This is a genomic window from Alkaliphilus serpentinus (assembly GCF_009017255.1).
In the GTDB taxonomy this organism is placed as follows: Bacteria; Bacillota; Clostridia; order Peptostreptococcales; family Natronincolaceae; genus Alkaliphilus_D; species Alkaliphilus_D serpentinus.
This window is the reverse complement of record NZ_WBZB01000015.1, coordinates 1-19,234: the sequence shown is the minus strand read 5'-3', so window position 1 is coordinate 19,234 and position 19,234 is coordinate 1. Positions and strand designations below refer to the sequence as shown.

Sequence of the window (19,234 nt, the reverse complement as noted above, 5' to 3'; positions counted from 1 at the left end):
TCATATCTCTTCTATCACAATGATATCCGGTTCATTATTCAAGTTCTATTAGTCTTTTATCCTTTAATCATTAATTATTCTTTTAGCTACTAATTACTCATTACTCATTAGACATTGCCTTTAAACAAACCAATGCTTAGTTTTATTAGCTATTCTAACCAAGGCAAGCATTACCGGAACCTCCACCAGTACCCCTACAACAGTTGCTAAGGTAGCGCCGGATTCCATGGTAAAGAGGGCAATAGCAACAGCAACCGCCAGCTCAAAGAAGTTACTAGCCCCTATTAAACCAGCAGGTGCTGCAATATTATGGGGTAGCCTCCAAGCCCTTGCCCATCCATAGGCTATGGCAAAGATTAAGAAGGTCTGAATGGTTAAAGGTATTGCTATTAATAAAATGTGTAAAGGATTATTAATGATTACATCCCCTTGGAAGGTGAAGATAATGATTAGGGTTAATAATAAACCAGCAATGGTAATATGATCGAATTTCTTTAAGAATACCTTTTCAAAATAATCTATCCCTTTATTTTTAATGATGTATTTTCTGGACAGAAAACCCGCCGTTAAAGGAATCACCACAAATAAAACAACCGATAAAATCAGTGTAGGATAGGGTACAATAACATCTGATACTCCCAACAAAATAGCAACTATAGGAGTAAAGGCAAATAATAAAATAAGATCATTTACCGCCACCTGTACAAGGGTATAGGCAGGCTCACCCTTTGTTAAGTGACTCCAAACAAATACCATAGCAGTACAAGGGGCTGCCCCTAAGATAACAGCTCCAGCAAGATATTCATTTGCCAATACTTCCGGAATAAATCTACTAAATACCACCTTAAAGAAAAAGGCCGCAATTAAATACATGGTAAAGGGCTTTATTAGCCAATTTGTTATGCAAGTTACAATAAGTCCTTTAGGCTTCTTGGTAGCCTCGATAATACTGGTAAAATCAATTTTTAACATCATGGGATAGATCATTAACCAAATAAGAACTGCAACGGGTAATGAAATTTGGTAATAGGTAAATCTACTTAAAATCTCTGGTACTACAGGTAAGAATTGACCAATTACAACCCCTATAACAATACACGCTGCCACCCATACTGTTAAGTAGGTTTCAAAAAAGCCCAGGCCTTTGCCTGCCTCTTGCGTCTTCTTTGACATTCTAACAACTCCTTTTATAAACTGAATACAGTAATATTTATTTTCTAAAACCATCACAATCACATTTAGATATAGGGAAATTTTCTTCATCTGTTGGGGATATTATATCCTTCAAGTAATCCTGCAACCCATGAAAAGCATCCTTATTTAAGGTATAGAATGCCCATTTCCCTCTTTTTTCTACCTCTACTAAGCCTGCTTTCTGGAGGATTCTCATATGGTGGGATATAGTTGGTTGGGTTAGATTCAGAGTATCCTGAATATCACAGGCACACAACTCATGCTGAGATAGCATAGATAGAATCTTTAATCTACCCTCGTCCCCTAAGGCTTTAAATACCTCTACCTCCTTCAAAATTCAAATCACCTCCATCACATTGATTATTATCTATGTATATTATGCCCATCATATAGATAAATGTCAATGTATTAAATGAAACTTTACTTAAAGTTAACGCAAAAGAAGAGCATACATCTATTATGCTCTCCTTAATATCTTTTTAGTTTATTTATCTCCCAGCTGGGGTTTAAAGCCTTTAAGCCTTAATGCATTGGTTACAACCGATACTGAGCTTAGGGCCATGGCAGCCGCAGCAAACATCGGATCTAACAAAGGTCCACCAAATATATGGAGTACACCTGCTGCCAAGGGTATTCCTGCCGTATTATAGGCAAAGGCCCAGAATAGGTTTTGTTTGATATTTTTAATAGTTGCTCTACTTAATTGGATTGCAGTAACAACATCCATTAAGTCACTCTTCATTAATACGATATCTGCCGATTCCATTGCCACATCGGTACCAGAACCAATGGCTATTCCTACATCTGCTTGAGCAAGGGCAGGAGCATCATTAATTCCATCTCCAACCATAGCAACCTTTTTGCCTTCCCCTTGGAGCTTTTTAACCTCGTTGGATTTATCCTCCGGCAGTACCTCAGCCAAAATGATGTCTATTCCTACCTCTTTACCAATGGCTTGGGCAGTTCGTTTGTTGTCTCCTGTAATCATGGCAACCTGTATACCCATCCTATGAAGCTTTTCAATTGCTAGTTTACTATTTTCCTTTACAACATCGGCTACAGCAATAATTCCCTCTAATTCATTGTCTATAGAAATATACATAGGGGTTTTCCCTTCGTTGGCCAAATTATCAGAGGCCTCCTCTAGACTAATGGTTATATTCCTTTCCTTCATAAGCTTTTTATTTCCTAAAAGAACCTGCCCTCCATCTATTGTTACCTCTATACCGTGACCAGGTATGGCTTTAAAGTCCTTAGCATCTCTATAGTTTAGGTTTTTATCTTTGTGTTCCTTAACAATGGCTTCACCCAGGGGATGTTCGGAGCCCCTCTCTGCAGATGCTGCCAATATCAGAATATCCTCTTGACTAAATTTACCTTTGGTAATAATATCCGTAACCTTAGGCTTCCCTTCTGTTATGGTTCCTGTTTTATCAAAAACAATGGTTTTAATACGATGGGTCATTTCTAAAGCGCCTCCGCCCTTAATTAAAACGCCATTTTCAGCTCCTTTACCAGTACCCACCATTATGGCCGTTGGTGTAGCCAAGCCCAGAGCACAAGGGCAAGCGATTACCAATACAGATATAAATATCGTTAGAGAAAATACAGTAGACTCACCTGTTAGATACCATAGTACAGAGGCTAATATTGCAATACCCATGACAACCGGCACAAAATAACCTGAAATAATATCTGCCATTTTTGCAATAGGTGCCTTAGAACCCTGAGCCTCCTCCACCAATCTGATGATTTGAGATAAGGCTGTATCCTTTCCTACCTTGGTAGCTTCAAACTTTATTCCTCCATATTTGTTAATACTACCTCCAATAACCTTGTCTCCTTGATGCTTTTCTACAGGGATGCTTTCCCCCGTCAGCATCGATTCATCCACAGAGGTGTTACCTTCAACCACAACACCATCAACGGGGATTTTTTCACCAGGTTTCACTAAAACTACATCCCCCACCTCAACCTCTTCGATGGGGATCACAATTTCTTTACCATCCTGTATTACAATTGCAGTTTTCGGTTGCATTCCCATCAGTTTTTTGATGGCCTCAGAGGTTTTGCCCTTTGAAACAGCTTCTAGATATTTTCCTAGTAATATTAAGGTTATAATTACTGCAGCCGTTTCAAAGTATAGCTCCATCACCATATGGCTGTTACCCTTCAAGATCTCATAGATTGCATATAAACCATATATAAAGGCTGCACTTGTTCCAATGGCAATTAATGAATCCATATTAGGACTTCTTCTAATTAAAGACTTAAACCCTACTGTATAAAATCTGTAGCCCGCCACCATTACAGGGATGGTTAATACTAGCTGTAGCATGGCAAAATTTATTGGGTGATGATGGGGATCAATAATTGCAGGTAAAGGGAGCCCTACCATATGTCCCATAGCTATATAAAGGAGTGGTGCTGTAAATATTGCTGATATCACAAACTTTATCCATAGGGTGCTAATCTCCCTTTGTCGCCTTTCTCCTTCTTTATCCACAGAGGCTTCCCTTTCAATATCTAGGGCCTTATATCCTGCTTTCTCAATTTCTTGCTTTATCTGGGAAATCCTCAGCTTACTACTGTCATACTTAATATGAGCCTTCTCCGTTGTAAGGTTAACAGAAATATCAGCTACTCCATCAAGCTTCTTAAGCTTTCTTTCAACAGCCGCTGCGCATGAGCTGCAGGTCATCCCCCCAATGGGTATGTTTATTTCCTTCAGCTGCCTGTCTTCCCTAAGCAGATAACCAATTCCCTTCACAATGTTAAAAATCTCTTCCTTTGTTATTTTGTCTTCTACATACTCTACAGAAAGCTTTTCCGTAGCAAAGTTGACGTTGGCCTGTATTACCCCGTCTTCCTTAGACAGTTTTCTTTCAACCGCCTTGGCGCAAGCAGTACAGGTCATACCTTCTACTCCAAAGGTAGCTTTTACATTTCTATTGTCCATACAAATCTATCCCTTCATTTAATGAGTTTTTTTATAATCTTTAAGGCTGCCTCAACGGCTTCGTCATCACCCTGTCGAATCTCTTGGGCTATACAGTTTTTAAAATGTCCCTCAAGTAATATCAATGCGATTGAGCTAAGGGCTGATCTGGAAGCTTCAATTTGAATAATTACATCATCACAGTAGGTACCTTTTTCAATCATATTTTTAATACCCCTAATCTGTCCTTCTACTCGATTTAATCTATCCATTATGGATTTTTGCACCTGAATCGATTGATCCGATGGCATTCTCTCTTTTTTTTCCATTTAAATCCCCTCCTAAAAATAATATACCATACCCCCCCATAGTATACAAGCTTATTTTAAAAGTAATTAAAAAGTAGCCTAGAATCATCTAAGCTACTATTTACCCTTTAGGATTTCTTTAAATTGATTATTTATGCCCCGCAGTTTCACCAAGATAGGCCTTGATGATATCACTGTTCTCCAGTAGTTCTTTACCCTTGCCCTTCATAGAAATTAATCCAGTTTCCAACACATAGGCTTCGTCAGAGATCTTTAAAGCAGCATTGGCATTTTGCTCAATTAAAAGTATGGTTACTCCTTGTTTATGGATTTCCTTAATTATATGAAAGATTTCCTTTACGATTAAAGGGGCCAAACCCAAGGAAGGCTCATCCATCATCAGGAGCTTGGGCCTAGACATTAGACCCCTACCAACGGCTAGCATCTGTTGTTCTCCTCCAGAAAGGGTCCCCGCCTGCTGCCAGCTTCTTTCCTTTAGTTTAGGAAAGAGCTCATAAACCCATTCTAAGTCCTTTTGAACTTCTTTTTCGTCTTTTCTAGAATAGGCTCCTATTTTAAGATTCTCTAAAACCGTTAAATTGGCAAAAACCCTTCGTCCCTCAGGTACAAGGGTAATCCCATGCTTTACCATGTCCTTTGTGGGTGTACTCAAAAGGTCCTTCCCTTGGTAGGTTATGGAGCCCCTTTGAGGCTTTACCAATCCTACTATAGACTTTAAGGTAGTACTTTTACCGGCACCATTGGCACCAATTAATGAAACGATTTTCCCCTCATTTACCTCTAAGGTTATTCCCTTGATTGCTTCAATAGAATTATAGGAAACTACTAAATTTTCAATCTTAAGCATCTTCACTCACCCCCAGATATGCCTCTATTACCTTTTGATCATTTTGAATGCTTTGAGGGTTTCCCACAGCAATGGTTATTCCATGATCTAGTACGTATATTCTGTCGGATATTCCCATTACAACAGACATGTGATGCTCTATTAATAATATCGTTAATTGGAACTCATCCCTTATTTCTTTAATGAAATGGGTTAAATCGTCGGTTTCCTTTGGATTCATTCCAGCTGCTGGCTCATCTAATAACAACAGTTTTGGATCAGTTGCTAATGCCCTAGCGATTTCTAACCTTCTTTGGAGACCATAGGGAAGGCTGCTGGCCTTCTCATCCTTAAATTGCGATAGTCCCAATCGTTCCAGTAAGAATTCTGACTTTTTTACAGAGGCATTTTTTTGTTGTCTATATCTTGGCAGGTGTAATATGGATTCTAAGTAGCTGGCCTTTAAGTGAAGATGGTTGGCTATTAGTACATTATCCATAACACTTAGTTCTTTAAACAATCTGATGTTTTGAAAGGTTCTAGCCATACCATGCTTAGTAATTAGATGGGGCTTTAAACCCGTTATATCTTTTTTCGAGAAGTGAATCTTTCCCTCCGTTGGTTTATATACTCCTGTGATCATATTAAAGGCTGTGGTTTTACCAGCACCGTTGGGACCAATTAATGCCACAATCTCCCCTTGATTTATCTCAAGATTGAGATCCTTTACAGCCGTTAGTCCACCGAATTTCATGGTTATACCATCGGTTTTTAGTAGTAATGTCATTAGTGGCCCACCTCCTTTTTAAAAGGGAATTTTCTCTTTAAGAAGCTTATTAGCTTATCCCAACTAAACTCATTGGTTCCCATTAAACCATTCCTAAAGAAAACAACCACCATCATCAGAAGCAATGCGAAAACCACCATTCTCAAGCCTGCAACCCCTGGTATCTCAATAAAACCCAAATCAATGGTCTCATCCAAAAACCTTAGATATTCCAGTCCTGAGGTAACTACAAAGGCGGATATAACAGTGCCCGTAATACTTCCCATACCACCTAAAACAATAACAAGCAATACGTTGAAGGTGAGAACAAATCTAAACATATTAGGATTGATTGCTCCTAATAAACTTCCTAGAAGACCTCCGCCAACACCTGCAATAAAGGCTCCTGTTACAAAGGATAACATCTTATGCTTAAATAAACCTATCCCCATACTTTCAGCAGCAATTTCGTCCTCTCGGATGGCTTTAAAGGCCTTACCATAGCTGCTTTTAATTAAAAATACCATAAAGATCACCGTTAAGGCAGCCCCTCCAAAGCTCCACCACAGATTTGTGTGGGGAGGTATAGATTTAAGCCCTAAGGAGCCGTTGGTAATGGATTGGGTATTGGTGAATATGATTCGTATAATTTCCGAAAAGCCCAATGTGGCTATTGCCAAGTAATCTCCCTTAAGCCTTAAAACTGGAGCACCTATTATGAAGGCCACAAAGGCTGATAGAATACCCGCCATTAATAAAGCTGGTAAAAAAGGCATATTAAGGTTTGCCAAAGGAGCTACTATAGGCTCTAAATAAAAGGTTTGCTCTTTGATGGCAGGGGACATTGTTAGGAGGGCAGTTGTATAGGCCCCTACTGCCATAAATCCTGCATGGCCTAGGGAAAAGAGGCCAGTAAAGCCATTAATTAAATTCATACTTAAACCCAAAATAACATAGATCGCACAAAGATTTAGAATTCTTTTTTGATAGGAATCTAGGCTACTGTCGGCAAATATAAGGAACAGTAGCAGTAAAGCTATTGCAATAATTGATAAAGCTAAATTTCGTCTCTTCATAAGCTACACCTTCTCAGATATTTTTTCGCCCATAATACCAGTAGGCTTTAATAGTAATATTGCTATAAGCATAATAAAGGCAAAGGCATCTCTATAACCCGTTAGCTCTGGCAGGAATGCCACCAGCAGGATTTCCCCAATTCCAAGGAGGAATCCACCTATTACTGCCCCGTGGATGTTTCCTATACCCCCTAATACTGCTGCTATAAAGGCCTTTAACCCTGGCATTACACCCATAGTAGGCTGAATTTGCGGAAACTTCATTCCCCACATGATTCCCCCTAAAGCCGCTAAAATAGATCCTACAGCAAAGGTTATGGTAATGGTGCGATTGACATCAACCCCCATTAACCTAGCAGTTTCATGATCCTTGGAAACAGCCCTCATGGCCATTCCTGTTTTGGTTTTGTTGACTAGATATAGTAAGCCCCACAAAAATACCATCGTTGCTATAGGAATCATTAAAGTAAGTCTTTGTAATGAAACCGTACCAATCTTTAGTACATCAGTAAATAGACCTACCGTTGGAAAGGCCTTAGGTCTGCCACCAAATAAAACCACTGCTAGGTTTTGCAAGAAGAAAGAAGCTCCAATTGCAGATACCATCACAGTAATTCTGGGGGAGTCTCTAAGGGTTTTATAGGCAGCCCTTTCCACCAGCATCCCCATTAAGCATGTGAGAATAATCGTTACAATAAATGCTACATACCAAGGCATTGCAAACATTGCCACCCCGTAAAAAGCAAAATATAAAGACATCATAAAAATTTCACCATGGGCAAAGTTAATCAATCGTAATATTCCATAAACCATGGTGTAGCCTATTGCAATTAATGCATATAAGCTACCCAGAGAAATTCCGTTGGTAAGATGCTGCATGAACAATTCAAAGGTCATATCCTGGAAGAACATATACTACCACCTCATTGTTTTTTAGTTGGGACAGGGGGACAGGTCCCTTGTCCCAGTTTATTCCCTGGGACAAGGTGCCTGTCCCCCTGTCCCCTTCTGATTATTGTATTGGCTCGATGGTGTCTAGATAAGTGAACTTGCCATCCTTAACGGTTTTTATTACAGCACTCTTAACAGCATCGCCGTTTTCATCAAGGGTTATAATTCCTGCAGCCCCTTCAAAATTCTGAGTTTTAGCTATTGCTTCTCGAATCTTAACAGGGTCTGTTGAGCCTGCCCTTTCAATGGCATCTAAAATTAAGATATAAGCATCATAGCCTAAAGCTGTAACGGCCGCTGGTTCTTTGTTATATTCCTTTCTATATTCTGCTAAGAATTTCTCTGATTCCTTGGTTATCGGAACCTCTGAAGTGAAGAAGGTAGAAAATACTACTCCCTCAACATCTGCTCCACCAACCTCTATAAATTCAGGTGTCTCCCATGTATCTCCACCTATAAAAGGTACGTCAATACCCAATTGTCTGGCCTGCTTAATAATTAGGGCTGATTCCGTAAAGTTCCCTGGGGCAAATATCACGTCAGGATTTTTGCTGGCTATATTAAGAAGCTGAGATGAAAAATCTTGATCTCCAGTGTTATAATTGGTTACTGCTACTATAGCATTACTATCTCCACTTAGCTCAACAAAAGCATCTTCAAAGAACTTGGCCAAACCGACGGCATAGTCATTATTTACCTCTCTAACGATGGCCACCTTCTTTGCACCTAAGTTGTTGTAGGCATAGTTTGCCATAACTGTTCCTTGGAAGGGGTCAATGAAGCATACTCTGAAGTAATAATCATTGTCTAATGTTACAAGGGGATTAGTTGCTGAAGCAGCTACTGCAGGAACCTTGCCATCTCTAACGATATCTCCTGCTGCCATAGAGAAACCGCTTCCCCAGCTTCCAACAATTGCAACCACCTTATCCCTGTCAACAAGTCTAGCTGCAGCACTGGCTGCTTCAACTACATCCGACTTATTATCAGCGATGACCAACTCAACCTTCTTGCCAAGAACCTCAGGATATAATTTGTTGGCCAGCTTAACTCCTTCAACCTCCAGTTCTCCACCCGCTGCATTGGCACCGGTTATAGGCTCAAATACACCAATCTTTATTACGTCTTCTTCTTCTTTGCTACATCCTGCTAGAAAAAGCGAAGCAATTAGCACTAATATCAGTACCACTAATAAACTCTTCTTCATTTCAATTCCTCCTTTTATGTTTGTAATTGCTATATATAATCCCTTCTTATACGAAGGTGAATATACCAAAAGATACTTTTCATTTTCTAAATTTATTCCAGTTAAATTTTAGTACCTATAATTTTTTTATAAGGTTTTTTTTGTATGATGAATAATTATTACATGAAAAGTTTATTTTGTTCATATCATATGTACATTTGTCTTTCTTTAAAAATCATAAATTCATTATAATACATTCCTTTCATTTTGCAAAGACTTTTTTATATCAATTTAGTGTTTAAACATTCCCCTTAAAATACATAAAAAACCACAAGGATTATATAATCCTTGTGGTTTCAGCAATTTATTATTTAATTAAATACTAAACTTAATAATTATACCTAATGTTTATTAAATTTCCATTTTTAATAAACCACCTGATGGCACTTCCTACATCTCGCCTCATAGGCTTCCTTAGCACCTACAAGGATGATGGGGTCATTGTAATTGGCAGGCTTACCATTAACAAGCCTTTGGGTTCTTGTGGCAGGGAGTTTACAAACCATACAGATGGCTGTTAGTTTTAAAACGTTTTCAGCAATTGCCATAAGATGGGGCACCACCTTAAAGGGCTCACCCCTAAAGTCCATATCAAGTCCGGAGCAAATAACACGCTTTCCCTTATCAGCAGCCTCTTGACATAACTTTATAATTCCTTCATCAAAAAATTGTACTTCATCTATAGCCAAAACATCATATACTTGATCTTTAATTATATCAATAATTTCTGCTGAATTATCCACAGAAATACATTCTGTTTGCTTTCCATTATGGGAGGTTATGTATTCTATTGAGTAACGATTATCTATTTTAGGCTTAAAGGCCATAACCTTTAAATCAGCTATTCTTGCCCTATTAATCCTCCTAATTAGCTCTTCACTTTTACCAGCATACATCGAGCCAACAATCACTTCAATACTACCATTTTTAGAATACTCCATAGTATCTACCATATTTCATCCCCCTATTCCTTAGTCGTATAAATACATTATATGACAGATTTTTAATATTTGAAAGTAGAATGTGTCCATATCATAGCTCTCTCTATCAAGAAAGCAAGAACAAAAGCATTTCATGCGTAACAACCTCCCATTTCATAGGACTTAAAACAAACTCCTATGAAATAAAAAATCAAGGCCAGAAGAAACCCTCTAGCCTTGATGAAATTTACAATATGGAAAAATTACATTCCAAATTTCTTGTTGAACTTTTCAACACGTCCGCCTTTTTCAATAGTCTTTTGCTTACCAGTGAAAAAAGGATGACAGTCTGAGCATATTTCTACTCTTAGTTCTTTTTTTGTTGAACCAGTTTTAAATGTGTTTCCACATGCGCAATGAACTTCTACCTCTTTGTAATCTGGATGAATGTCTTTTTTCATATTCTTCACCTCTTCTTTCCATATACCTTATATATCATAAGTATTTAATCTTAACGGAGTTAAGCCAAATTAACTATTACATTATAGCACACTCAGCGGGGTGGTGCAAGCAATAATTCCTTTATATCCGTTTTCTAAACATCTCAATAAATTCAGCATTTGTCTTGGTTTCCACCAAGGAGCTTATGATCTTTTCAGTGACATCCTGAACTGGATTATTGCTTAGAGCTCTACGGATATTCCATATGGTTTCTAACTCCACCTGACTTAACAACAATTCTTCCCTTCTTGTACCAGACTTATTTATGTCAATGGCTGGGAAAATCCTCTTTTCTGAAAGCCTTCTATCTAAATGAAGCTCCATATTACCTGTGCCTTTAAATTCCTCGAAGATTACGTCGTCCATTCTGCTGCCTGTTTCAACTAAAGCGGTGGCTATAATGGTCAAACTGCCGGCTTCTTCAAGCTTTCTGGCAGCACCGAAAAATCTCTTTGGCTTATGGAGGGCACCTGGATCTAATCCTCCAGATAGGGTTCTCCCTGTAGGAGGAATGGTTAAGTTATAGGCCCTTGCAAGCCTTGTAATACTATCTAAAAGAATTACAACATCCTTGCCATGCTCAACTAGCCTTTGGGCTCTACTTAATACCATCTCCGCCACCTTAACATGATGACTTGGAAGTTCATCAAAGGTTGAATACACTACATCACCTTTAATAGATCTCTGCATATCCGTTACTTCCTCTGGTCGTTCATCTATTAATAAAACGATAATATCAATATCAGGATAATTCTTAGAAATACTGTTGGCAATTTTTTGTAGTAGTATTGTTTTACCTGCCTTTGGAGGCGCAACAATGATACCCCTTTGGCCCTTTCCAATGGGAGCGATAAAGTCGATTAATCTTGTTGAAAGTTCATTTGAGTTGATTTCTAAATTAATTCTTTGTTGGGGATATATAGGGGTGAGATCCTCGAAATTTGGTCTTCTTGTAGCGGATTCAGGTGGAAGATCATTGATTTTTTTAACGTATAATAATGCCTTAAACTTTTCTCCACTTTTGGGTGGTCTAGTTATTCCCGTTATTTTATCACCAGTTCTCATATTAAACCTTCTGATTTGAGAAGGAGAAATATAGATGTCTTCGTCACTGGACAGATAGTTTTCCCTTCTTAAAAAGCCATAGCCGTCTGTATGTATCTCTAATATGCCGGCAGCAATATTAACCTCTTCCCCCTCTGGAATCTCGTCCGTGAGATGGTCAGGTAAATCTTGATGTTTAGGGTTTTTTACCCTATGGGCTGTCTTTTCCTTTTTAGTTTCCCCTTCCCTTGTCTGCTGTAAATCTTCTGAAGACTCCTCTTTGGCATCCTGATTTGCAATTTCATGGCTTTTTTCTTGATGTTCTTTAATCCATTGTAATAGTTGGTCTTTTTTGTACTTCACAACACTTTTCAAACCCATTTTATGGGCTATCTCCCTAAGCTCCGTCAGCTTTAAGGACGATATCTCATTAATATCCAAGCTTACACCTCCAATGGTATATTTTTCATCTGCATTTATAAATATTTAATATGCGTATTTAGGCTTTTTGTTGAATTTATGGATGGTTTCTATAAATCTTATAGTACCAGATTCTGAGCGCATAACAACAGAATGGGTTTTAGCTGCACCCTTACCTACATACACTACGCCCTTTAATAATTCTCCATCGGATATCCCTGTTGCAGCAAAATATACTTCATTTCCTTTAACAAGATCTTCCATATATAATATCTTATTGACATCCAGCCCCATTCTTATACATCTTTGAAGCTCCTCATCACTACTAGGCATTAACCTACCTTGAAAATGGCCACCAAGACACTTCAAAGCGGCTGCTGCAATCACACCTTCAGGTGCTCCACCAATACCTAATAAAATGTCTACGCCAGTATCATCAAAGCATGTAGATAGTGCCGCTGCAACGTCCCCATCCTTAAATAGCTTTATTCTTGCCCCAACCTCTCTACACTGTTTAATGATTTCTTGGTGCCTAGGCCTATCCAACATTGTAACCGTTAAATCAGAGATGCTTTTATCCAATGCATGGGCTGTTGCCTTTAGATTTTCGCTAATGGGAGCATCTAAATGAACTTTTCCGGTAGCCTTCGGTCCAACAGCAATCTTATCCATATACATATCTGGTGCGTTCAAAAGGCAGCCCCTTGGAGCCATTGCCACTACAGCTATTGCATTAGGAAGCCCCTTGGCCACCGAATTGGTACCTTCAACAGGATCTACTGCGATATCCACCTTAGTTCCACCGCATCCAACAACCTCTCCTATATATAGCATCGGTGCCTCATCCATTTCCCCTTCACCAATAACCACCAAGCCCTCAACATCAATGGTATCAAACATCCGCCTCATGCCATCCACGCCAGCTTGATCAGCTGCATTTTTATCTCCTCTACCCATATGCTTTGCAGCACCCAAGGCCGCTGCTTCAGTAACACGTATTAAATTAATGGCTAAATTACGATCCATATAAACACTCCTTGAAATCAAATTTAATGTTGAATGATAAATGATGAATGTTGAATTTCAGTTGAAATTTGCATGCAAGTTTCTTTTATAGTGTTTTTCTTAATTAGTTTGTACCAAAGTACTAATATATAAAAACCATTATTATATAGTGTTTTGCAGTAAATATATTTCAATTTTCAATTCTCAATTTCTTATGTTCTTCATTCATAATTCTTCCCATCCTTAATTCTTAAATCTTCACTCTTAATTCTAAATTCTTAATTGCCCTTCCCCTATCCTCTTCCATGCTTTTTCATCATGGCTGTAAGAATATCATTTTTATTCAATCTATGGATTGCATCAACAAATCGAATTGTACCGGTTTTACCCCTCATAACCACTGAATGGGTTTGGGCCATATTGTTTCCTTTGTAAACTACGCCCCTTAACAAATCTCCTTGGGTAATTCCAGTGGCGGCAAAAAAGCAATCCTCACCCTTCACCAAGTCCTCTATGGTTAATACCTTATAGATTTCATCATCTTTAATTCCTAAAAGGTGGCATCTTTCGATTTCTTCAGGGCTCATTGGATTTAGTATTCCCTGCATATCCCCACCTAGACATTTTATTGCTGCTGCTGCAATAACTCCCTCTGGTGCTCCTCCGATACCAAGCATTATATCAATTCCTGTATTATCAAAGCCTGTGGCAATAGCTGCAGCTACATCGCCATCACTAAAAAGCTTGATTCGAGCTCCAGCTTCCCTAACCTCTCGAATATATTCTTCATGTCGAGGTCTATCCTGTATAATAACCGTTAGATCTTCGATGTCCTTATCTAAGACCCTAGAGACTGCCTCCAGATTTTCCTTTACAGATCCATTAATATTAATAACTCCCTTAGCCTTTGGCCCTACAGCAATTTTCTTCATATAGGTGTCAGGAGCATGCAATAGACATCCCTTTGGTGCCATTGCAACAACTGCAATAGCATTTGGTAATCCCTTTGCAATTAGATTGGTACCTTCTAAGGGATCAACTGCAATATCTACTTCTTCATCAGCTTCACATAGACAGCCTACCGTTTCGCCAATGTAAAGCATAGGAGCTTCATCCAATTCACCTTCACCTATAACAACCGTCCCCTTTATGGAAAGACCAGAAAAAGCCCTCCTCATACCGTCAACAGCTGCTTGATCGGCACCGATCTTATCTCCTCTACCCATATACCCAGCAGCCGTTAGTGCAGCAGTTTCCGTTACCCTAACCAACTCCATAGCTAGATTTCTATCCATATTGCCTTTCTCCCTTCAGTTAAATACTTATGTATAAGAACTAAAAATATCATTATATTTCATTACTGGAATCTATCATACATTAATATGCTTCAATTCACAACAAGATAATCTTTTTATTCTATATCCATTATAAAACAATATTCCAAGAAGCGCAAAAATAAAAAAATCAGTGGGACAAAATCTGTACCGTCCCACTGATTTTTGGGGGAAACTATTTCTAACTGTCTCTATAAAACAATCCCACCATCTACCGATAATGCAGCACCTGTTACAAAGCTTGATTCCTCAGATGCCAAAAATAAACAAGCATTTGCGATATCTGATGGCTTACCTAGCCTATTGAGGGGTGCCTTATCCCTCATCATATCCAGTACCTTTTCTGGCATTTTAGCCGTCATTTCTGTTTCAATAAAGCCTGGGCAAACTGCATTTACATTGATATTTTTTCTTCCAAGCTCTTTAGCCATAGATTTTGTCATACCAATTAGTCCTGATTTAGTTGCTGCATAGTTGCTTTGACCAAAATTACCATATAATCCCACAACAGAAGATATATTTATAATCTTTCCATATTCCTTAGGTCGCATGATGTTAACAGCCTCTTTAGAGCAGTTATATACCCCTGTAAGGTTTACATTGATCACATGATCCCATTGATCATCCGTCATCTTGTAAAGCTGTGCATCGGCTGTAATCCCTGCATTATTCACTAGAATATCCACGGTTCCTAACTCTTCAACTATTTTTGCAAAAACCTCTTTTACCTGCGGCCTATTTGTAACATCCATTACATAGCCATATATTTCATTATATTTTTCCTTCATTTCCTTTACAGCCGTTGCTAAGGGTTCTTCATTTCTATCAATAATCACTACCTTAGCTCCCTCTAGGGCATACTTCTCGGCTATTGCCCTACCCAAGCCTCTGGTTGAGCCTGTTACGATTGCTACTTTATCCTTTAAACGCATTTTAAAACCCCCTATATATCAAATTAAATGTTAAATGTTAAATGTTGAATGTTGAATTGATGTTGCTAGTTAATTTGACATAAAATACAGATACAACAAAATGAAATTTTATATCAAATTTCTAGCTAAGTGACTAGCACCAATCAGAGATTGGGTTATCTGCTTATCTTAATTCTTCATACTTAATTCTTAATTCTTAATTCTTAATTCCTAATTCTTAATTCTTCACTCTTCATTCATTCTTAAATTCTTGGTTTTTAATTATTAATTATTAATTGTTAATTACTAATTGCTTTTTACCAAATCCCATGCTGCTTTGCTTCAAATCTCAACTGATCCCTAAAGTCTGGATGGGCAATACTGATTAATCTTTCTACTCGTTCTTTTATTGTTCTACCCCGTAGTCTTACAGCTCCATATTCTGTAACAACATAGTCTACATCATTCCTTGAAAGACTGACTGCTGCCCCTTGCTTAAGCATTGGCACAATTTTGGAAATGGTAGTGACTCCACCCTCTTTGTCCTTGATATCTGTAGTAGAATAAAGGGCAATAAAGGATTTGCCTTCAGGAGAAAGTTGAGCTCCGATGGCTGTATCTGATTGTCCTCCAGTTCCTGAGAACTGGACAGGTCCAATAGATTCAGATGCACATTGGCCGGACAAATCAACCTCTATTGTAGTATTGATGGATACCATCTTGTGATTTTGCCCAACAACATAGGGACTATTGGTCCATTTTCCATATTTAAACACCACCGATGGGTTATCATCGATAAAATCGTAGAGTTTTCCACTACCTAATGCAAAGGTGGCTATGGTTTTACCTTTGTATAAAGTTTTGTGAGAGTTATCTACTGCACCACAGTTTAAGAGGTCAACCATACCATCGGTAAACATTTCTGTATGGATACCTAGGTGTTTTTTAACCTTCAGTGCTTCTGCCACTGCGTTGGGAATGCCCCCTATCCCCAGCTGGATAGTTGATCCATCCTCCACCAACTCAGCAATATAATCACCAATTTTTTGATCCAGTTCATTTATAGGTGCTATTGGTAAAGTAGGCACTTCATAATCCGCTTCTATAATTACATCTACTTCACTAACGTGGACAATTGTGTCTCCAAAGGTTCTAGGAAGCTTCGAATTGACCACAGCAATCACAAAGGCTCCCTCTTCAATGGCATGACGCTCGTAGGTGGTTCCCAAGGATAGGGTTAAATAACCATGCTTATCCATTGAGGAGCAGCTACACAATAGTACCAGCCTTCTACCATCCCTAGCATATAATCTTTTTGTAAAGGCATTATGCAAGTGCTGGGGTGCAAATGAGACATTTCCATTTTTGTTAGCCTTTCGCATGATAGGGGAATAAAACCACCCAGCTGTAAATATGGCATCTTGGTACTCTGGGTTCTTTATAAATTCATAATCCTTCATGGGAAGACAGTTACTAAGCTCACAATTCCTTACCCCTAAATCCTTCACTCTATGGAGCTCCTCTAATAGGGGAATTGGCTCACTCCCCCCTAAGGCCGCAATGATAAAATCATTGGATTGAATATTCTTTAATGCACCATCTATATTGGTTAGCCTTTTTTTATATAGTTCCATTATCCTTGTTGTCATTCTTAACCCCCCTTAAGCCTTGCCCCATTTAATTGTACAAGCATCCCATGCATAGCCAATGCCTGCGCTAACCCATACTACCACGTCACCATCCTTTATTTTTCCTTCCTGAAGGGCAAGGGTTGTTGAAAGGATTTGATCAATTTGACCTATATGACCATAATCTTTAAGATATATAGATTTATCTAGTGGTAAACCTAATTCCTCAAGAACAAATTTATGAGCTGAGGGTTTCATATGGAGCATAGCAATATAATCAATGTCCCTCAGAGAATATCCACTGGCCTTTAGGCTCTCATCTATTACCCTTACAAAGTTCGGCATGCTTTTTTCGCCTAAGCCCTTTTTCATATGCTGGGGATCTAGAACATCTAGAGATTTTAAGCCATAATCAATATTCTCCTTTGTTAATGGGTTTTCTGTACCTCCGTACTTCACTGCCACATCTCTAGAAAAGGACCCATCGGTAATGATGGAGGTTTCTAATAACAGGTTTTTCCCGTAGTTTTTCTTAAGTAAAATGGCGCCTCCACCAGCTCCGAGATTAAACATAAAGGTAACTCTATCGTTTTTGTAGTCGATTAAGTCGCCATTTCTATAGCCGCCAGCTATTAAAACGGTATTAATTTTGTCATCTGACAACATTAAAGATTTTGCCATCTTCATAGCCACAACTGCCGTCCCGCACCTTTGGGCTATATCAAAGGCCCAAGCCCTATGGGCGCCTATAGCCTCCTGAATATAAATACCGGAAGTCGTTAGTGGATATTCCTTATATTCTTCGCCAATACAAATGATGACATCAATATCCAATGGGTCAGTTTTCGTTTTTTCTAGACAATCCAGTGCTGCCTTTACTCCCATTTCCATGGTGCCGTCTTCTCTGCCGGCAACTGGTTTTTTGTAGAATCCAAACTTATTCTTTATAACATCAACAGGAATTCCCGATTGCTGAGATATTTCTTCAGCAGTTTCATAGGTATTTGGAATATACAGCCCAGTACCAACAATTCCAACATATATATCCTTCATGAAATTACCTCCTAAAAGTGATCTGCTAATAAACCTGAATATTTGCAAGATTTGCAATGGTATTAGACACTTCCTCAACCTCGTCAAAGCTATCTAATATTTGCTGTAAATATCCATAAACCCTTCAGCCTCCTACTCCAAATACTGTATTAAGGTTTTATAGCTAAGAACCCTAACACTATGAAAATAAACTCCTCCATTTTTTCATAGCAGGACGCATGGCCAGCCTCAGGAATAACCACAAGGTTTGAACCCTTTATCTCTTTATGAATAATCAATTGTTCCTCGTAAGGGGTTATAACATCTCTATCAGCGGCTATTACAAGGGTAGGGAGGTTGATGTTATGTAGCCTTTCTACAATATCATATTCTCCATGACTAGAGGAAAGCCTAAGATATCTATCAAACCACTCTTCACTGAGGGCCTTACCCATGGTTTCTTCCCGCTCCTTCAACCATTGCCAGTTCTTCTCATAGAACCTATCTGAATAGATTAGGGGCATTGCCAATCTAAAAAACTTCCTACCGTCCTTAAGCTTTGCTGCTTCATCCCACGCTCCACCTATGGCCTTTAAATAGTTGGTTAGTCTCGCCATTGTATTGGCTAGCAGCAAGCTTTCTAGCATGTCTGGATGTTTTAAGGCAAACAACATTGCCACCTGGCCTCCATAGGAAATGCCAAACAGGTTACACTTCTCTATTCCAAGAATCATTAAAAGCTCCCTTAAGTCCTCTACATGTTGACCTATTTCATATCCTACAGGAGAAGACTGAGACATGCCTTGATCTCTAAAATCTACATTCAATACCCGATACCCAGCCTTGGCATAGGAGGGGGTTAGTCCATTCCAACTTTCGGCACTCATCATGATGCCATTTAGGATAACTAAGACTCTATTTCCCTCCCCAGTAAGCTTATAGTTGATTTCCAAATCATTGATCTTTATTAGTGGCATTTTATCACCCTACTCTTTAATAAAGTTTAGAATCTTCTCTGCTAAAGCATCTGGACAATCCACCAATGGAGAATGACCACAATTCTCAAACTCCTCCAGCCGAGCATTTACTCCAATAGCTTCCACCGTTTCTTCT

At 38.7% G+C, this 19,234-nt stretch carries 18 protein-coding genes; all 18 read right to left on the bottom strand.

What is annotated here, in order from left to right; genetic code table 11:
- Positions 1-120: 120 nt before the first annotated feature.
- The 18 genes from arsB to F8153_RS05890 all read right to left on the bottom strand — a co-directional run bounded on the left by arsB (position 121) and on the right by F8153_RS05890 (position 19,098).
- A complete protein-coding gene (arsB, locus tag F8153_RS05975) occupies positions 121-1,173 on the bottom strand; it encodes an ACR3 family arsenite efflux transporter (protein ID WP_151865463.1) in 1,053 nt (350 codons plus the stop codon).
- Between the two features lie 37 nt (positions 1,174-1,210).
- Complete coding sequence (locus F8153_RS05970; RefSeq protein ID WP_243136913.1) at positions 1,211-1,528, bottom strand: ArsR/SmtB family transcription factor; 318 nt, start codon at positions 1,526-1,528, stop codon at positions 1,211-1,213.
- 150 nt (positions 1,529-1,678) lie between these two features.
- A complete protein-coding gene (locus F8153_RS05965) occupies positions 1,679-4,153 on the bottom strand; it encodes a heavy metal translocating P-type ATPase (RefSeq protein ID WP_151865461.1) in 2,475 nt (824 codons plus the stop codon).
- A 14-nt stretch (positions 4,154-4,167) separates the two neighbouring features.
- Positions 4,168-4,461, bottom strand: coding sequence for a metal-sensing transcriptional repressor (locus F8153_RS05960; RefSeq protein ID WP_151865460.1), 294 nt, complete (start codon positions 4,459-4,461; stop codon positions 4,168-4,170).
- A 127-nt stretch (positions 4,462-4,588) separates the two neighbouring features.
- On the bottom strand, positions 4,589-5,308 hold the full coding sequence (locus tag F8153_RS05955; protein ID WP_151865459.1) for an ABC transporter ATP-binding protein: 720 nt from the start codon (positions 5,306-5,308) through the stop codon (positions 4,589-4,591).
- Entirely contained in the window at positions 5,301-6,074 is a 774-nt protein-coding gene (locus F8153_RS05950; RefSeq protein ID WP_151865458.1) for an ABC transporter ATP-binding protein, read from the bottom strand. The genes F8153_RS05955 and F8153_RS05950 overlap by 8 nt, the downstream gene beginning before the upstream one ends.
- Positions 6,074-7,129: a branched-chain amino acid ABC transporter permease gene (locus tag F8153_RS05945; protein WP_151865457.1), complete on the bottom strand. Its 1,056-nt coding sequence runs from the start codon at positions 7,127-7,129 to the stop codon at positions 6,074-6,076. The genes F8153_RS05950 and F8153_RS05945 overlap by 1 nt, the downstream gene beginning before the upstream one ends.
- A gap of 3 nt (positions 7,130-7,132) precedes the next feature.
- Complete coding sequence (locus F8153_RS05940; protein ID WP_330577754.1) at positions 7,133-8,041, bottom strand: branched-chain amino acid ABC transporter permease; 909 nt, start codon at positions 8,039-8,041, stop codon at positions 7,133-7,135.
- Positions 8,042-8,141: 100 nt separating this feature from the next.
- A complete protein-coding gene (locus F8153_RS05935; protein ID WP_151865456.1) occupies positions 8,142-9,287 on the bottom strand; it encodes an ABC transporter substrate-binding protein in 1,146 nt (381 codons plus the stop codon).
- A 404-nt stretch (positions 9,288-9,691) separates the two neighbouring features.
- A complete protein-coding gene (locus F8153_RS05930) occupies positions 9,692-10,279 on the bottom strand; it encodes a thymidine kinase (protein WP_243136912.1) in 588 nt (195 codons plus the stop codon).
- Positions 10,280-10,509: 230 nt separating this feature from the next.
- Entirely contained in the window at positions 10,510-10,707 is a 198-nt protein-coding gene (gene rpmE / locus F8153_RS05925) for a 50S ribosomal protein L31 (RefSeq protein WP_151865455.1), read from the bottom strand.
- A gap of 121 nt (positions 10,708-10,828) precedes the next feature.
- Complete coding sequence (rho, locus tag F8153_RS05920) at positions 10,829-12,172, bottom strand: transcription termination factor Rho (RefSeq protein ID WP_243136918.1); 1,344 nt, start codon at positions 12,170-12,172, stop codon at positions 10,829-10,831.
- Positions 12,173-12,277: 105 nt separating this feature from the next.
- The gene (glpX, locus tag F8153_RS05915) at positions 12,278-13,237 is read right to left on the bottom strand and encodes a class II fructose-bisphosphatase (protein WP_151865453.1); all 960 of its coding nucleotides are present in this window, start codon (positions 13,235-13,237) and stop codon (positions 12,278-12,280) included.
- A 272-nt stretch (positions 13,238-13,509) separates the two neighbouring features.
- Positions 13,510-14,511, bottom strand: a complete 1,002-nt coding sequence (gene glpX / locus F8153_RS05910) for a class II fructose-bisphosphatase (protein ID WP_151865452.1) — start codon at positions 14,509-14,511, stop codon at positions 13,510-13,512.
- 230 nt (positions 14,512-14,741) lie between these two features.
- On the bottom strand, positions 14,742-15,482 hold the full coding sequence (fabG, locus tag F8153_RS05905) for a 3-oxoacyl-ACP reductase FabG (protein ID WP_151865451.1): 741 nt from the start codon (positions 15,480-15,482) through the stop codon (positions 14,742-14,744).
- Positions 15,483-15,778: 296 nt separating this feature from the next.
- Positions 15,779-17,110 carry an acetyl-CoA hydrolase/transferase family protein gene (locus F8153_RS05900; protein WP_151865450.1) on the bottom strand — a complete coding sequence of 444 codons (1,332 nt, stop codon included), beginning with the start codon at positions 17,108-17,110 and terminating at the stop codon, positions 15,779-15,781.
- A gap of 12 nt (positions 17,111-17,122) precedes the next feature.
- Positions 17,123-18,142 carry a 3-oxoacyl-ACP synthase gene (locus tag F8153_RS05895; protein WP_151865449.1) on the bottom strand — a complete coding sequence of 340 codons (1,020 nt, stop codon included), beginning with the start codon at positions 18,140-18,142 and terminating at the stop codon, positions 17,123-17,125.
- A gap of 149 nt (positions 18,143-18,291) precedes the next feature.
- Positions 18,292-19,098, bottom strand: a complete 807-nt coding sequence (locus tag F8153_RS05890) for an alpha/beta fold hydrolase (protein WP_151865448.1) — start codon at positions 19,096-19,098, stop codon at positions 18,292-18,294.
- Between the last annotated feature and the right edge of the window lie 136 nt (positions 19,099-19,234).

What these genes read in the sequence shown, in the direction of transcription:
- arsB (WP_151865463.1), bottom strand. Translation starts at nt 1,173, where the DNA reads ATGTCAAAGAAGACGCAAGAGGCAGGCAAAGGCCTGGGCTTTTTTGAA.
- F8153_RS05965 (WP_151865461.1), bottom strand. Translation starts at nt 4,153, where the DNA reads ATGGACAATAGAAATGTAAAAGCTACCTTTGGAGTAGAAGGTATGACC.
- F8153_RS05960 (WP_151865460.1), bottom strand. Translation starts at nt 4,461, where the DNA reads ATGGAAAAAAAAGAGAGAATGCCATCGGATCAATCGATTCAGGTGCAA.
- F8153_RS05955 (WP_151865459.1), bottom strand. Translation starts at nt 5,308, where the DNA reads ATGCTTAAGATTGAAAATTTAGTAGTTTCCTATAATTCTATTGAAGCA.
- F8153_RS05950 (WP_151865458.1), bottom strand. Translation starts at nt 6,074, where the DNA reads ATGACATTACTACTAAAAACCGATGGTATAACCATGAAATTCGGTGGA.
- F8153_RS05945 (WP_151865457.1), bottom strand. Translation starts at nt 7,129, where the DNA reads ATGAAGAGACGAAATTTAGCTTTATCAATTATTGCAATAGCTTTACTG.
- F8153_RS05940 (WP_330577754.1), bottom strand. Translation starts at nt 8,041, where the DNA reads ATGTTCTTCCAGGATATGACCTTTGAATTGTTCATGCAGCATCTTACC.
- F8153_RS05935 (WP_151865456.1), bottom strand. Translation starts at nt 9,287, where the DNA reads ATGAAGAAGAGTTTATTAGTGGTACTGATATTAGTGCTAATTGCTTCG.
- F8153_RS05930 (WP_243136912.1), bottom strand. Translation starts at nt 10,279, where the DNA reads ATGGTAGATACTATGGAGTATTCTAAAAATGGTAGTATTGAAGTGATT.
- rpmE (WP_151865455.1), bottom strand. Translation starts at nt 10,707, where the DNA reads ATGAAAAAAGACATTCATCCAGATTACAAAGAGGTAGAAGTTCATTGC.
- rho (WP_243136918.1), bottom strand. Translation starts at nt 12,172, where the DNA reads ATGGGTTTGAAAAGTGTTGTGAAGTACAAAAAAGACCAACTATTACAA.
- glpX (WP_151865453.1), bottom strand. Translation starts at nt 13,237, where the DNA reads ATGGATCGTAATTTAGCCATTAATTTAATACGTGTTACTGAAGCAGCG.
- glpX (WP_151865452.1), bottom strand. Translation starts at nt 14,511, where the DNA reads ATGGATAGAAATCTAGCTATGGAGTTGGTTAGGGTAACGGAAACTGCT.
- fabG (WP_151865451.1), bottom strand. Translation starts at nt 15,482, where the DNA reads ATGCGTTTAAAGGATAAAGTAGCAATCGTAACAGGCTCAACCAGAGGC.
- F8153_RS05900 (WP_151865450.1), bottom strand. Translation starts at nt 17,110, where the DNA reads ATGACAACAAGGATAATGGAACTATATAAAAAAAGGCTAACCAATATA.
- F8153_RS05895 (WP_151865449.1), bottom strand. Translation starts at nt 18,142, where the DNA reads ATGAAGGATATATATGTTGGAATTGTTGGTACTGGGCTGTATATTCCA.
- F8153_RS05890 (WP_151865448.1), bottom strand. Translation starts at nt 19,098, where the DNA reads ATGCCACTAATAAAGATCAATGATTTGGAAATCAACTATAAGCTTACT.